Annotated in this window: 10 protein-coding genes; 5 read left to right on the top strand and 5 right to left on the bottom strand. The window is 71.8% G+C overall.

Going from position 1 to position 13,270, the window contains the following annotated elements; genetic code table 11:
- Positions 1-2: 2 nt before the first annotated feature.
- The 4 genes from meaB (at position 3) to ACFYZQ_RS19935 (ending at position 4,698) form a co-directional block, all read left to right on the top strand.
- On the top strand, positions 3-998 hold the full coding sequence (gene meaB / locus ACFYZQ_RS19950) for a methylmalonyl Co-A mutase-associated GTPase MeaB (RefSeq protein ID WP_389149132.1): 996 nt from the start codon (positions 3-5) through the stop codon (positions 996-998).
- A gap of 228 nt (positions 999-1,226) precedes the next feature.
- Positions 1,227-2,561, top strand: a complete 1,335-nt coding sequence (locus ACFYZQ_RS19945; RefSeq protein ID WP_389149129.1) for a PP2C family protein-serine/threonine phosphatase — start codon at positions 1,227-1,229, stop codon at positions 2,559-2,561.
- 111 nt (positions 2,562-2,672) lie between these two features.
- On the top strand, positions 2,673-3,686 hold the full coding sequence (locus ACFYZQ_RS19940; protein ID WP_389149126.1) for an MASE1 domain-containing protein: 1,014 nt from the start codon (positions 2,673-2,675) through the stop codon (positions 3,684-3,686).
- Positions 3,687-3,759: 73 nt separating this feature from the next.
- On the top strand, positions 3,760-4,698 hold the full coding sequence (locus tag ACFYZQ_RS19935; protein WP_389149123.1) for a hypothetical protein: 939 nt from the start codon (positions 3,760-3,762) through the stop codon (positions 4,696-4,698).
- On the opposite strand, the gene ACFYZQ_RS19930 is transcribed toward ACFYZQ_RS19935, so the two are convergent.
- Positions 4,679-5,584 (bottom strand): NAD(P)-dependent oxidoreductase, encoded by a 906-nt coding sequence (locus tag ACFYZQ_RS19930; RefSeq protein ID WP_389149465.1) that lies wholly within the window; start codon positions 5,582-5,584, stop codon positions 4,679-4,681. The genes ACFYZQ_RS19935 and ACFYZQ_RS19930 overlap by 20 nt on opposite strands.
- 137 nt (positions 5,585-5,721) lie before the next feature.
- Between ACFYZQ_RS19930 and ACFYZQ_RS19925 the strand changes: the two genes are divergently transcribed.
- Complete coding sequence (locus ACFYZQ_RS19925; protein WP_389149121.1) at positions 5,722-6,315, top strand: TetR/AcrR family transcriptional regulator; 594 nt, start codon at positions 5,722-5,724, stop codon at positions 6,313-6,315.
- Positions 6,316-6,454: 139 nt separating this feature from the next.
- Here the strand turns inward: ACFYZQ_RS19925 and ahcY are convergent, their stop codons facing one another.
- Genes ahcY through ACFYZQ_RS19905 form a run of 4 tightly spaced genes read right to left on the bottom strand, consistent with a single transcriptional unit; the run spans position 6,455 to position 13,266 of the window.
- Complete coding sequence (gene ahcY / locus ACFYZQ_RS19920; protein WP_389149118.1) at positions 6,455-7,858, bottom strand: adenosylhomocysteinase; 1,404 nt, start codon at positions 7,856-7,858, stop codon at positions 6,455-6,457.
- Complete coding sequence (gene metF / locus ACFYZQ_RS19915) at positions 7,839-8,774, bottom strand: methylenetetrahydrofolate reductase [NAD(P)H] (protein ID WP_389149115.1); 936 nt, start codon at positions 8,772-8,774, stop codon at positions 7,839-7,841. The genes ahcY and metF overlap by 20 nt, the downstream gene beginning before the upstream one ends.
- The gene (metH, locus tag ACFYZQ_RS19910) at positions 8,771-12,289 is read right to left on the bottom strand and encodes a methionine synthase (RefSeq protein WP_389149113.1); all 3,519 of its coding nucleotides are present in this window, start codon (positions 12,287-12,289) and stop codon (positions 8,771-8,773) included. The genes metF and metH overlap by 4 nt, the downstream gene beginning before the upstream one ends.
- Entirely contained in the window at positions 12,286-13,266 is a 981-nt protein-coding gene (locus tag ACFYZQ_RS19905; protein ID WP_389149110.1) for a carbohydrate kinase family protein, read from the bottom strand. The genes metH and ACFYZQ_RS19905 overlap by 4 nt, the downstream gene beginning before the upstream one ends.
- Positions 13,267-13,270 lie beyond the last annotated feature (4 nt).

The following is a 13,270-nucleotide window of genomic DNA, read 5'->3' as shown; positions in this document are numbered from 1 at the left end:
CCATGGCAGCGATCGATCTCGACACGTATGTGAAGGGTGTGCTCGACGGGAAGCGGGCGATCGTGGCCCGCGCGATCACGCTCGTCGAGTCCACCCGGCCGCAGCACCGGGCGCTGGCGCAGGAGTTGCTCACCGAGCTGCTCCCGCACAGCGGCCGGGCGCGGCGGATCGGCGTGAGCGGGGTGCCGGGCGTGGGCAAGTCGACGTTCATCGACGCCTTCGGCACGCTGCTGACCTCGCTGGGGCACCGGGTGGCGGTGCTCGCCGTGGACCCGTCCTCGACCCGCACCGGCGGCTCGATCCTGGGTGACAAGACCCGGATGGAACGCCTCGCCGTGGACCCGAACGCGTTCGTGCGCCCCTCCCCCAGCGCGGGCACGCTGGGCGGCGTGGCGAAGGCGACCCGCGAGTCCATGGTGGTGATGGAGGCCGCCGGCTACGACGTGATCCTGGTGGAGACCGTCGGCGTCGGCCAGTCCGAGACCGCGGTCGCCAACATGGTCGACTCCTTCCTGCTGCTCACCCTGGCCCGCACCGGCGACCAGCTGCAGGGCATCAAGAAGGGCGTCCTGGAACTGGCCGACGTGATCGCCGTCAACAAGGCGGACGGCCCGCACGAGCGCGACGCCCGGGCCGCGGCCCGTGAACTGGCGGGCGCGCTGCGGCTGATGCACGGCAAGGACGCGTTCTGGACGCCGCCGGTGCTCAGTTGCAGCGCCCGTGAGTCGACCGGCCTGGACGTGGTGTGGGAGCGGCTGGAACAGCACCGCACCCTGCTGGACTCCACCGGGCGGCTCACCGCCAAGCGGCGGGACCAGCAGGTCGACTGGACGTGGTCGATGGTCCGCGACGAACTGCTGGGCCGTCTGCACGCCGATCCGGCGGTGAGGGAGGTCGCACCGGTGCTGGAACAGGCGGTACGGGACGGCTCACTGACAGCGACATCGGCGGCGGAACGGATTCTGCGCTCGTTCCGGGGGACGACCGGCTCCTCCTGAGGGGACGGTCCCGGGGGGAAGATCGCCGCCGGTGTCCGGCGTCATCCGGGTGTGGCATGCTGAATTCCACACGATGACCGTTTTGCCTGTTTCGTCGTATCCCCTGTGGTCTCGAGCGATCGGATCAGGATCGTGTCAGGAGGCCCGAATGCACTTCACCGCGACCGGCACCGGATGCTGCCGGCTGAAGGTGACCGAGAGCCGACATCCCGGCAGCGGGCGATCGTGATGGCGGGGAGGGAGGCCTGGCCGGCGTCGAAGGAGCCGGACCTTCCCGAGCTGCACCTGCGCCTGCGTGCGGAGGTGGGCCGGATCGACGCGCAGTTGCAGGCCATGCTGGCCGCCATGGACCGGCTGCAGGGTCTGCTGGACGCGGTGGTGACCATCAGCCGGGAGGTGGAGCTGCCCGCGGTGCTGCACCGCATCGTGTCCACCGCCATGGACCTGGTCGGGGCGCGTTACGGGGCGCTCGGCGTCCTCGACGCGTCCGGCGAGCACCTGGAACAGTTCATCCCCGCCGGTCTGTCGGAGGAGGAGCACGCCGCTCTGGCCGAGACCGGCATGCCGCGTGGTCTGGGCGTCCTCGGGCATCTGATCCGCCACCCCGAGCCCCTGCGGGTCGAGCACATCCGCACCCATCCGTCGTCCGCCGGGTTCCCGCCCGGCCACCCCTACCTGGGCACCCTGCTCGGGGTCGCCATCAATGTGCGCGGCGAGATCTACGGCGACCTGTACCTGTCCGAGCGGCGCGACGGTCAGCCCTTCGACGTCAACGACGAGAACGTCGTCGTCGCCCTGGCCACCGCCGCCGGCATCGCCATCGAGAACGTCCGCCTGTTCGAGCAGGTGCGCGTGGGCGCCGAGCAGTTCCAGCGGCTGCTGCTGCCGGCGCTGCCCGACCTTCGGCCCTTCACCGCCGCCGCCATCTACCGGCCGGCCACCGAGCCCAGCCAGCTCGGCGGGGACTGGTACGACGCCATCCCGTTGCCCGACGACGTCGTGGCGGTCGTCATCGGGGACGTGGTCGGCCACGACCTGATGGCGGCGGCGGCCATGGCCTCCACCCGCAACATGCTGCGCGCCCTGCTGTTCGACGGGAGCAGTCCGCCCGGCACGGTCCTCGCCCAGCTCGACCACGCCCTGCAGGCCATCACCGACAATCCGGTCACGACCACCACGCTGGCGCGCATCGAACCGGAGGGTGCGGCCTGGCGGCTCCACTGGAGCACCGCCGGGCACGTTCCGCCGCTCCTGCTCGTCCCCGGGCGCCGGGCGGAATACCTGTTCGCCGACCCCGGGCTGCCGCTCGGCGTCGACCCCGAGCAGCCCCGCCCCAACCACTCCCGGCCGCTGCCCGCCGGCGCCACCGTGCTCTTCTACACGGACGGACTGATCGAACATCCCGGGCACGCCATGGACGAGAGCCTGGACGAGCTCACCGACCTCGCCACCCGGTACACCGGCCTGCCCCTGCAGGACTTCGTCCGGGCACTGGCCGACCACCATCCCAGCGACGGTCACGACGACATGGCCATCCTGGCCCTGCGCACCCCGCGGTCCTGACCCGGCTCGACCGTGCCCCCGCTCGACCCTGACCCCGCTCGACCGTGCCGTGGAGGATCCGGGAGATCCGGCGGAAGATGGGCTGTGGGGCGTCGATGCGGAGGTCGCCCGATGACTGTCGCGCGGAACGAGCGGCTCCGGCGCGACGGCGTGATCGTCCTCGAGATCTGCGCCGTGGCCGTGCTGTACTACGGTTCGGCCGAGCTGGGTCTGCTGCAGCAACTGGTGCGCGGCCAGATCACCCCGCTGTGGCCGCCCACCGGTATCGCCGTGGCCGGCCTGCTCGTCCTCAGCCTGCGGGTCTGGCCCGGGATCGCGCTCGGCGCGCTGCTCGCCAACGTCACGCTCGGGCCGTCGGTCTGGGCCGTGCTCGCGATCGCGGCGGGGAACACCCTCGCACCGGTCTGCGCGTACCTGATGCTGCGCCGTGCGGGGTTCCGCTGCGAACTGGACCGGCTGCGGGACGCGCTCGCACTGATCTTCCTCGGTGCGTTCACCGGGACGCTGGTCAGCGCGACCGTAGGCAGCGGGACCCTGCTCCTCTCCGGGGTGCTGAGCGACAGAGGGTTCTGGCCGGCATGGTCGGTCTGGTGGACCGGTGACGCGATGGGCGTACTGCTGGTGACGCCGGTCCTGCTCGTCCTGCGCTCGGCACACCGGCCGAGGGGCGTGCCGCCGGCCCGCTGGGCGGAGGGGATGCTGCTGGCGGTGGCCACCGTCGGCGTCGGTGTCGTCCAGACCGGCCCCACGCCGCTGCTGTTCCTCTGCTTCCCGCTGCTGATCTGGGCGGCCTTCCGCTTCCAGTCGGCCGGGGCCGCGCCCTGCGCCCTGGTCGTGTCGACCTTCGCGATCCTCGCCGCCACCAAGGGGGCCGGACCGTTCGCCGGTCACGACCTGCTGAGCCGGATGACCACGCTGCAGGCGTTCAACGGGTCCGCCGCACTGACGGCACTCATACTCGGAGCAGCCGTCAGCGAGCGGAACAGGACGCAGAGGGAGATCGCGCGGGCCTGCGGGCAGCTCGCCGAGATGGTGACCAGGATGGCCACCGGGGGCCGCGGGCCGGCGCTCGACCACGGCGGCGGAAGGGAAGAACACAGCGGGCCGACCAGGCGACCGGCCTGAGCACGGGGATCCCGCCGGCGGAACTGTGGGCTCCACCACTGCACCCGTGACCCCGGCCTGATCAACTGGCCCGATGCGAAGATCCACCCCCCTCGTGCTTCTTCTCGCCGCCTTCGGCGCACTGACCGCCTGCGACCTCCCCGGCACCCACCACGCGGCGGCCTCCGACAAGGACCTCAACACCCTCACCGCGCTGCCCCTGAACCGCTACGGCTTCGACCGCGCCGAGCACAAACTCCTCAACGAGGCGCGGTGGACCCTGGGCAAGAAGTGCATGGTCGGTCTCGGCTTCTCCGGCTTCACCGCGCTCGACCCGCCCAGCACCGACCCGGCCAGGCCCGATGAGCCGGGCACGGTCCGCCTCCCCTCCGCCGACCTGGACCTCGGCGACAAGCCGTACGGGATCGACGACCCCGGCCAGGGGGCGAAGACCGGCTACCACAGCCCCTCCCCCGCGGTGGAGAACCGGAAGTGGCCGATGGACCAGTACCTGGCCCTCACCGGGGACTTCCGGCACGGCGATGCCAAGCAGGCTCACGGTCACCGGATCCCCGAGGGCGGCTGCCTCGGCCAGGCCGACCGGCGCATCTACGGCTCCCGCCCGGAGAAGGCCACGCTCGCCGGGATCCGCTTCAAGGGCTACGAGCTGACCTTCATACGCCTGATGCGCCAGGCGAACGGCGAGGCGGCCAAGGATCCGGCGCACCGGCGGGCGGACAAGGCGTGGTCATCATGCATGAAGAAGGAGGGGTTCTCCTTCAAGGACCCGGATGACGCCCAGTACCAGGCGGACTGGTTCGCCGGCGAGGAGGCGTCGCGGAAGGAGCGGCGCACGGCCGAGGGCGACGCGAACTGCAAGCGGAGCACCGGTTACATCAAGGCCGTGCACGAGGTGGACGTACGCATCGAGAAGCGGCTCATCGCGAAGAACCGCACCCTGCTGGACGGCGTCACACGCCGGAACCGCACCGCTCTGCGCAACGCCCGGAAGATCACCGAAGGCCGGTCGTGACCTGTCGGTCCGGGTCCCCCGCCGTGCGTGCCTCCAGGGCGTGCAGGACGGCCACCATGTCCTCGTCGCCGTGTCCGTGCGCCACGGTCTCCTCGTACAGGGCGTGGCAGACGTCGAGGAGGGGGGAGGCCAGGCCGGCCTTGCGGGCGGACTCGGCGATCAGCCGGTTGTTCTTCAGCACGTCCGCGGCCGCCGCCTGGACGGCGAAGTCACGGGCCAGCAGCTTGGCCGCCTTCACCCGGGAGACGGCGCTGGCCATCGGGCCGGCGTCCAGGACGTCCCGGAGCAGGCGCTGGTCGAGCCCGTGCCGGCCGGCGAAGTGGAAGGCCTCGGTCAGGCCGGTGACCAGGCTGATCAGAAACAGGTTCACCGAGAGCTTCATCAGCAGCGCGCCCGGGACGGCGCCGCAGTCGAACGTCTCGCGGCACATGGGCGCGAGCAGGGGCCGTACGGCCCGCACGGCCTCGTCGTCCCCGGCCAGCATCGCCACCAGCTCCCCCTGTTCCGCCGGGACCCGGGAGCCGGAGACCGGGGCCTCGACGTAGCGTCCGCCCGCGGCCAGGACGGCGTCCCGCAGGCCGGCCGAGTACTCGGGCGAGGTCGTGCCCATGTGGACGACGGTGCGGCCGGCGAGACGCGCGGCGAAGGCCGGTGTGCCCCGCCCGCAGACGGCGTCCACGGCTCTGTCGTCGGCCAGCATGAGGAACACCGTCTCCGCCCGTTCGAAGACCTCTGCCGGGCTCGCCGCCACCTGGGCCCCGGCGGCCCGCAGGGGCTCGCACCGGGCCGGGGTGCGGTTGAAGACGACGACCGGCGTCCCGGCGCGAACGAGGTTGAGTGCCATGGGCTGTCCCATGACTCCGAGCCCGATGAATCCCGCGTCCACGAAACCTGCGTCCACGCTGCACCGCCAGCCGACGATTCCGGTTATGACAGCGGTCATAGTAGCCGCATCTATGACGACGGTCATAGGGTGGTGCCGGCCACCCGGCACACGGCTCGGGGAAATGGGACGGATCGGGGATGACGGTGTCCGAACGGGGACCGCGGGAGCGGATGGTCTTCAGCGCGGCCCAGCTCATCCGGCGCGAGGGGGTCGCCGCCACGGGGATGCGCGAGGTCGCCGCCCACGCCGAGGCGCCGCGCGGTTCACTGCAGCACTACTTCCCCGGGGGCAAGGAGCAACTGGTCAACGAGGCGGTGGGCTGGGCGGGCCGGTACGCGGGCAACCGTGTCGCCCGTTTCCTCGCCGCGCTCCCCGAGCCGACGCCCAGCGGCCTGTTCGCCGAGATGGTGCGGCAGTGGACCGACGAGTACCGGACCGCCGGCTTCTCGGGCGGCTGCCCGGTCGCCGCCGCGACGGTGGACTGCGCGGAGTCCACCGAGTCCACCCGTCAGGCCGCGGCCGCCGCGTTCGCCACCTGGACCCGCCCGGTGGCCCGCGCACTGACGGACATGGGCGTGCCCGAGAACCGGGCCGGGGCGCTCGCCACCCTCATGATCAGCTCCCTGGAGGGGGCGATCCTGCTGGCCCGGGCCGAGCAGGACGTCCGCGCCCTGACGACGGTGGCCCGGGAGCTCGGCCCGCTCCTAGACGCCGCGGTACGCCCGGCCTGATCCACAAGACACCTCCTAGTCGATGCCCCGGACGATGTGGGACTCGGCCGGGTCCTCGTCCACCCCGGGCAGGTGCAGCACGGGCCAGTGGGCTTCTTCCTGGTAGTCGCGCTTCATGGCTTCCTCCTCGGGTGAGGGATCAGTAGCGGTAGTGATCCGGTTTGTAGGGACCCTCGACGTCCACGCCGATGTACGCGGCCTGCTCCGGGCGCAGCTCGGTGAGCTTGACGCCGAGGGCGTCCAGGTGGAGGCGGGCGACCTTCTCGTCGAGGTGCTTGGGCAGCGTGTAGACGCCGATGGGGTACTCGGCCTGCTTGGTGAACAGCTCGATCTGGGCCAGGGTCTGGTCCGCGAAGGAGTTGGACATCACGAACGACGGGTGACCGGTGGCGTTGCCCAGGTTCAACAGGCGGCCCTCGGACAGCACGATGATCACCTTGCCGTCGGGGAACGTCCAGGTGTGGACCTGCGGCTTGACCTCGTCCTTGACGATGCCGGGGATCTTCGCGAGGCCGGCCATGTCGATCTCGTTGTCGAAGTGGCCGATGTTCCCCACGATCGCCTGGTGCTTCATCCTGGCCATGTCGTCGGCCATGATGATGTCCTTGTTGCCGGTGGTGGTGATGAAGATGTCGGCCTTGTCGACGACCTCGTCCAGGGTCGTGACCTGGTAGCCGTCCATCGCCGCCTGCAGCGCGCAGATCGGGTCGATCTCGGTGACGATCACCCGGGCGCCCTGCCCGCGCAGCGACTCCGCGCAGCCCTTGCCGACGTCGCCGTAGCCGCACACGACCGCCGTCTTGCCGCCGATCAGGACGTCCGTGGCCCGGTTGATGCCGTCCACCAGCGAATGCCGGCAGCCGTACTTGTTGTCGAACTTCGACTTGGTGACGGCGTCGTTCACGTTGATCGCCGGGAACAGCAGGACACCATCGCGCTGCATCTCGTACAGCCGGTGCACGCCCGTCGTGGTCTCCTCCGTCACGCCCCGGATCTCCGAGGCGACGGCCGTCCAGTCGAGGGAGCCCCGCTCCAACAGGGCGCGGATCACCGCCAGTTCGTCGTTGTCGGGGGCCGGGAGCCGGCCCGTCTTGGCGTACTCGACGCCCTGGTGGACGAGGAGGGTGGCGTCGCCTCCGTCGTCCAGGATCATGTTCGGGCCGCCGGTGGGGCTGTCCGGCCAGGTCAGCGCCTGCTCCGTGCACCACCAGTACTCCTGGAGGGTCTCGCCCTTCCAGGCGAAGACCGGGATCCCGGCGGCGGCGATCGCGGCGGCCGCGTGGTCCTGCGTGGAGTAGATGTTGCAGGAGGCCCAGCGGACCCGCGCGCCGAGCGCGACCAGCGTCTCGATCAGCACCGCCGTCTGCACGGTCATGTGCAGGGAACCGGTGATCCGGGCGCCCTTCAGCGGCTGGGTCGCGGCGTACTCCCCGCGGATCGCCATCAGGCCGGGCATCTCGTGCTCGGCGAGGGTGATCTCCTTGCGGCCGAACTCGGCCAGGGACAGGTCGGCGACCTTGAAGTCAGCGGTCGTGGCGGGCATGCGCGGGCCTCTCGGTGAGATTGCGGTGGATGTCGAGGGTCGCTGTGGAGCGGTTCAGGGTGATGTAGTGCAGGCCGGGCGCGCCCTCGGCGAGGAGCCGCGCGGCGAGCGCCGTGGCGTGGTCGACGCCGATGCGGTGTGCGGCCGCGCGGTCGCCGCGGGCGGCTTCGAGGCGCTCGGCGAGGTCCCGGGGGAAGCGGGCGTCGCTGAGTTCGGCGAACCGGGCGATCTGCGTCACGTCGGTGGCCGGCATGATCTCCGGGATGATCGGGGTGTCGCAGCCCGCGGCGGCCACCCGGTCGCGCAGCCGCAGGTAGTCCTCGGCGTCGAAGAACATCTGGGTGATGGCGTAGTCGGCGCCGGCCCGGCACTTGGCGACGAAGTGCCGGATGTCGCTGCCCCAGTCCGGGGAACGCGGGTGGCGTTCCGGGAACGCGGCGACACCGATGCTGAAGTCACCGGCGGCGCGGACGAGTTCGACGAGCTGACTGGCGTGGCGCAGGCCGTCCGGGTGGGGTGCCCAGGGGCCGCGCGGATCACCGGGCGGGTCGCCGCGCAGGGCCAGGACGTCGCGGATCCCGGCGTCGGCGTACTGGCCGATGATGTGCCGCAGCTCGGCCACCGAGTGGCCGACGGCGGTGAGGTGGGCGACGGGGCGCAGCGTGGTCTCGGCGGCGATGCGCCGGGTGACGGCGACGGTGCGGTCCCGGGAGGAACCGCCCGCGCCGTACGTCACCGACACGAACGTGGGCGCGACGGACTCGATGCGGCGGACGGCGTCCCACAGGGTGCGTTCCCCGGCAGCCGTCTTCGGCGGGAAGAACTCGAAGGAGTACGTCGTCACGCCCGCGGCGAGCAGGGCCCGCAGGGAGCCCGCGGCCGAGGTGGCGGCGGTCGAGGTGGCGGCGGTCGTCATGGTGTGGCCTCCTCGGCCGGGCCGCCGGTCGTCTTGAAGTAGACGGCCTCCGGGTGGTGCAGGATCAGGGCGTCCGTGGACTGCTCCGGGTGGAGCTGGAACTCCTCGGAGAGGGTGACGCCGATGCGTTCGGGGCGGAGCAGGCCGGCGATCTTGGCGCGGTCCTCCAGGTCGGGGCAGGCCGGGTAGCCGAGGGAGTAGCGGCAGCCCTGGTACTCGGTGCGCAGCATGCCGGACAGGTCGGCGGGGTCGCGGTCCGCGAGACCGAGTTCGGCGCGGACGCGGGCGTGCCAGAACTCGGCGAGCGCCTCGGTCAACTGCACGGACAGGCCGTGCAGTTCCAGGTAGTCGCGGTAGGCGTCGGCGGCGAAGAGCTCGTTCGCCGCCGTCGAGACCCGGTTGCCCATGGTGACGGTCGTGAAGGCCACCACGTCGGTCTCGCCGGACTCCTCCGCGCGGAAGAAGTCGGCGAGGCACAGGTGGCGGTCGCGGTGCTGGCGCGGGAAGGTGAAGCGGGTGCGTTCGGCGCCGTTCTCGTCGAGGACGATCAGGTCGTCGCCCTTGGAGACGCAGCGGAAGTAGCCGTGCACGACGGCCGCTTCGAGGAGGTTCTCGGTGTGCAGGCGGTCCAGCCAGGCGCGCAACCGGGGCCGGCCCTCCGCCTCGACCAGTTCCTCGTACGTCGGCCCGCTGCCGGCGCGGGCGGACTTCAGGCCCCACTGCCCCATGAAGGTGGCGCGTTCGTCGAGCCAGGAGGCGTAGTCGGCGAGCGGGATGCCCTTGGTGACGCGGGTGCCCCAGAACGGCGGGACGGGGACGGGGTTGCCGGTGGCCACGTCGGAGCGGGCGGGCAGCTCCCGGGAGTCCCGGTCGGGGCGGGCGGTGACCGTCGCGCGGACCCTGCGGCGCTTGAGCTCGGGCAGTGCGGCGCCCGGTTCGCCGCGCTTGAGGGCGGTGAGCGCGTCCATGAGGCGCAGGCCCTCGAAGGCGTCGCGGGCATAGCGCACCTCGCCGTCGTACAGCTCGTGCAGGTCCTGTTCGACATACGCCCTGGTCAGCGCGGCTCCGCCGAGGATGACGGGGTAACTCGCGGCGAGACCACGGGTGTTGAGTTCCTGCAGATTCTCCTTCATGACCAGGGTCGACTTCACCAGCAGGCCGGACATGCCGATGGCGTCGGCGCCGTGCCGCTCGGCCGCCTCGAGGATCGCGGACACCGGCTGTTTGATGCCGAGGTTGACCACGTTGTAGCCGTTGTTGGTGAGGATGATGTCGACGAGGTTCTTGCCGATGTCGTGGACGTCGCCCTTGACGGTGGCCAGGACGAGGGTGCCCTTGCCGGAGGAGTCGGTGCGCTCCATGTGCGGTTCGAGATGGCCGACGGCCCGTTTCATCACTTCCGCGGACTGCAGCACGAACGGCAGCTGCATCTGCCCGGAGCCGAACAGCTCACCGACGGTCTTCATGCCGTCGAGGAGGATGTCGTTGACGATCTGCAGCGCGGAGTGCTCGGTCAGCGCCTCGTCCAGGTCGGCGGCCAGGCCCTGGCGTTCACCGTCGACGATGCGGCGGCGGAGGCGTTCGGCCAGGGGCAGTGCTGCGAGTTCGGCGGCGCGGGAGGCCTTCACGGAGCGGGTGTCGACGCCGTCGAAGAGCTCCAGGTAGCGCTGCAGTGGGTCGTAGCCCTCGCGGCGCCGGTCGTGCACCAGGTCCAGGGCGCACTCCAACTGCTCCTGCGGGATACGGGAGATGGGGAGGATCTTGGAGGCGTGCACGATGGCCGAGTCCAGGCCGGCGGTGACGCACTCGTGCAGGAAGACGGAGTTGAGGACGGTGCGGGCGGCCGGGTTGAGGCCGAAGCTGATGTTGGACAGGCCGAGCGTGGTCTGCACGTCCGGGTGGCGGCGCTTCAGCTCCCGGATGGCCTCGATGGTCTCGATGCCGTCGCGGCGGGTCTCCTCCTGCCCGGTGGCGATGGGGAAGGTCAGGCAGTCGACGAGGATGTCGCCCTCGGCCATCCCCCAGCGGCCGGTGAGGTCGGCGATGAGGCGTTCGGCGACGCGCAGCTTCCACTCGGCGGTGCGGGCCTGGCCCTCCTCGTCGATGGTGAGCGCGATGACGGCGGCACCGTGCTCGGTGACCAGCGGCATGATCCGGGCGAACCGGGAGGCGGGCCCGTCCCCGTCCTCGTAGTTGACGGAGTTGACGACCGCGCGGCCGCCGAGGCGCTCCAGACCGGCCTCCAGCACGGCCGGCTCGGTGGAGTCCAGGACGACCGGCAGGGTGGAGGCGGTGGCGAGGCGGCCGGCCAGCTCGCGCATGTCGGCGACGCCGTCGCGGCCCACGTAGTCGACGCACAGGTCGAGCAGATGGGCGCCGTCGCGGATCTGGTCGCGGGCGATCTCCACGCAGGTCTCCCAGTCCTCGCGGACCAGGGCCTCGCGGAACCTCTTGGAGCCGTTGGCGTTGGTGCGCTCGCCGATGGCCAGGTAGGAGGTGTCCTGCCGGAACGGCACGGAGGTGTAGAGGGAGGCGGCGGCCGGTTCGGGGCGCGGTTCACGGCGGGTGGGTTCGAGGTCGCGTACGGCCTCGGCGACCTGCCGCAGGTGCTCGGGGGTCGTACCGCAGCAGCCGCCGACCAGGCTGAGGCCGTGCTCGGTGACGAACCCGCGGTGGGCGGCGGCCAGTTCGGCCGGGCCGAGCGGGTAGTGGGCGCCGTCGGCGGTGAGGACGGGCAGCCCGGCGTTGGGCATCGCGGACAGCCCGGTGCGGGCGTGCCGGGACAGATGGCGCAGGTGCTCGTTCATCTCGGCGGGGCCGGTCGCGCAGTTCAGGCCGATCAGGTCGATGCCGAGGGGTTCCAGGGCGGTGAGGGCGGCGCCGGTCTCGGAGCCGAGCAGCATGGTGCCGGTGGTCTCGACGGTGATCTGCACGAACAGCGGCAGGTCGGCGCCGGTCTTGCGCAGGGCGCGGCGGGCTCCGACCAGGGCGGCCTTGGTCTGCAGCAGGTCCTGGGTGGTCTCCACGAGCACGGCGTGCGCCCCGCCCGCGACGAGCCCTTCGGTCTGCTCCTGGTAGGCGTCACGGAGGTCGGCGTACGGGGCGTGCCCGAGGGTCGGCAGTTTGGTGCCGGGGCCGACGGAGCCGAGGACCCAGCGGGGGTGGTCGGCGGTGCTGTGGCCGTCGGCGACCTCACGGGCGATACGTGCGCCGGCCTCGGCGAGTTCGCGGATGCGGGAGGCGATGCCGTACTCGCCGAGATTGGCGAGGTTCGCGCCGAAGGTGTTGGTCTCCACGCAGTCGACGCCCGCGCGGAAGTACGCGTCGTGGACCGAGGCCACGAGGTCGGGCCGGGAGACGTTGAGGATCTCGTTGCAGCCCTCGTGTCCCTGGAAGTCGTCGAGGGTGGGCTCGCGGTCCTGCAGCATGGTGCCCATGGCTCCGTCGGCGACCACCACCCGGGTGGCCAGGGCGTGCCGCAACTGCTGCGGGGTGGCCGCTCGTTGACTGCTCACAGGGCGGCCTCCAGGAATGGTGCGAGGGAGGCGGCCTCGTCGCCGTAGCCCTCGGTGAGCCGCGCCGTCACGGTCGTACGGTCCAGCACGTACTCCTGCGGACCCGGCGCTTCGAGGGCGAGGCCGGCGAGGACGCAGCCGAGGCGGGCCGCGGCCGGCTCGGGCAGGCCGGCGGCGAGCGCGGCGAGGAAGCCCGCGCGGAAGGCGTCGCCGACGCCGGTGGGGTCGACGGCCCGGCGGACCGGGGCGGCCGGCACGACCACGGCCGGTTCTCCGGCGCGTTCGATGCGGACGCCGTCCGCGCCGAGCGTGGTGACCCAACTGCCGACCCGGTCGAGGATCTGCCGCGCGGACCAGCCGGTGCGCTCCTTGACGAGGGCGGCCTCATAGGCGTTGGTGAACAGGCGGCGGGCGCCGTCGACGAGGGAGCGCACCTGGTCCGGGGAGAGCCGGGCGAGCTGCTGGGAGGGGTCGGCGGCGAACGGGATGCCGAGCGCCCGGCACTCCTCGGTGTGCCGGACCATCGCCTCGGGGTCGTCCGGCGAGATCAGGACGAGGTCGAGGCCGCCGACCCGGTCGGCGACCGGGGCGAGGCTCAGGGTGCGGGCCTCGGCCATGGCGCCGGGGTAGAAGGTGGCGATCTGGTTCTGCGCCCGGTCGGTCGTGCACACGAAGCGCGCGGTCTGCGCCGTGGGCGAGACGTGCACGGAGTCGGTGTCGACGCCGTGCTCCTTCAGATGGAGCTGGTAGTCGGCGAAGTCCGGGCCCACGGCGCCCACCAGTACCGGGGACAGCCCCAACTGGCCGAGCCCGTAGGCGATGTTGGCGGCGGCGCCGCCGCGCCGCACCTCCAGGCCGTCGGCGAGGAAGGACAGGGAGACGTGGGACAGCTCACCGGGCACCAGGTGGTCGGTGAAGCGCCCGGGGAACGTCATCAGATGGTCGGTGGCGATGGAACCGGTGACGGCAATCCGCATGGCC

Source organism: Streptomyces sp. NPDC001843 (genome assembly GCF_042891955.1).
GTDB lineage: Bacteria > Actinomycetota > Actinomycetes > Streptomycetales > Streptomycetaceae > Streptomyces.
Note: the sequence above shows the minus strand (reverse complement) of the source record. Positions and strands in the feature narration are given on the sequence as shown.

Bases quoted from the DNA above. Each gene is read 5' to 3' on its own strand.
- meaB (WP_389149132.1), top strand. From the start codon at position 3: ATGGCAGCGATCGATCTCGACACGTATGTGAAGGGTGTGCTCGACGGG.
- ACFYZQ_RS19945 (WP_389149129.1), top strand. From the start codon at position 1,227: ATGGCGGGGAGGGAGGCCTGGCCGGCGTCGAAGGAGCCGGACCTTCCC.
- ACFYZQ_RS19940 (WP_389149126.1), top strand. From the start codon at position 2,673: ATGACTGTCGCGCGGAACGAGCGGCTCCGGCGCGACGGCGTGATCGTC.
- ACFYZQ_RS19935 (WP_389149123.1), top strand. From the start codon at position 3,760: ATGCGAAGATCCACCCCCCTCGTGCTTCTTCTCGCCGCCTTCGGCGCA.
- ACFYZQ_RS19925 (WP_389149121.1), top strand. From the start codon at position 5,722: ATGACGGTGTCCGAACGGGGACCGCGGGAGCGGATGGTCTTCAGCGCG.
- ahcY (WP_389149118.1), bottom strand. From the start codon at position 7,858: ATGCCCGCCACGACCGCTGACTTCAAGGTCGCCGACCTGTCCCTGGCC.
- metF (WP_389149115.1), bottom strand. From the start codon at position 8,774: ATGACGACCGCCGCCACCTCGACCGCCGCCACCTCGGCCGCGGGCTCC.
- ACFYZQ_RS19905 (WP_389149110.1), bottom strand. From the start codon at position 13,266: ATGCGGATTGCCGTCACCGGTTCCATCGCCACCGACCATCTGATGACG.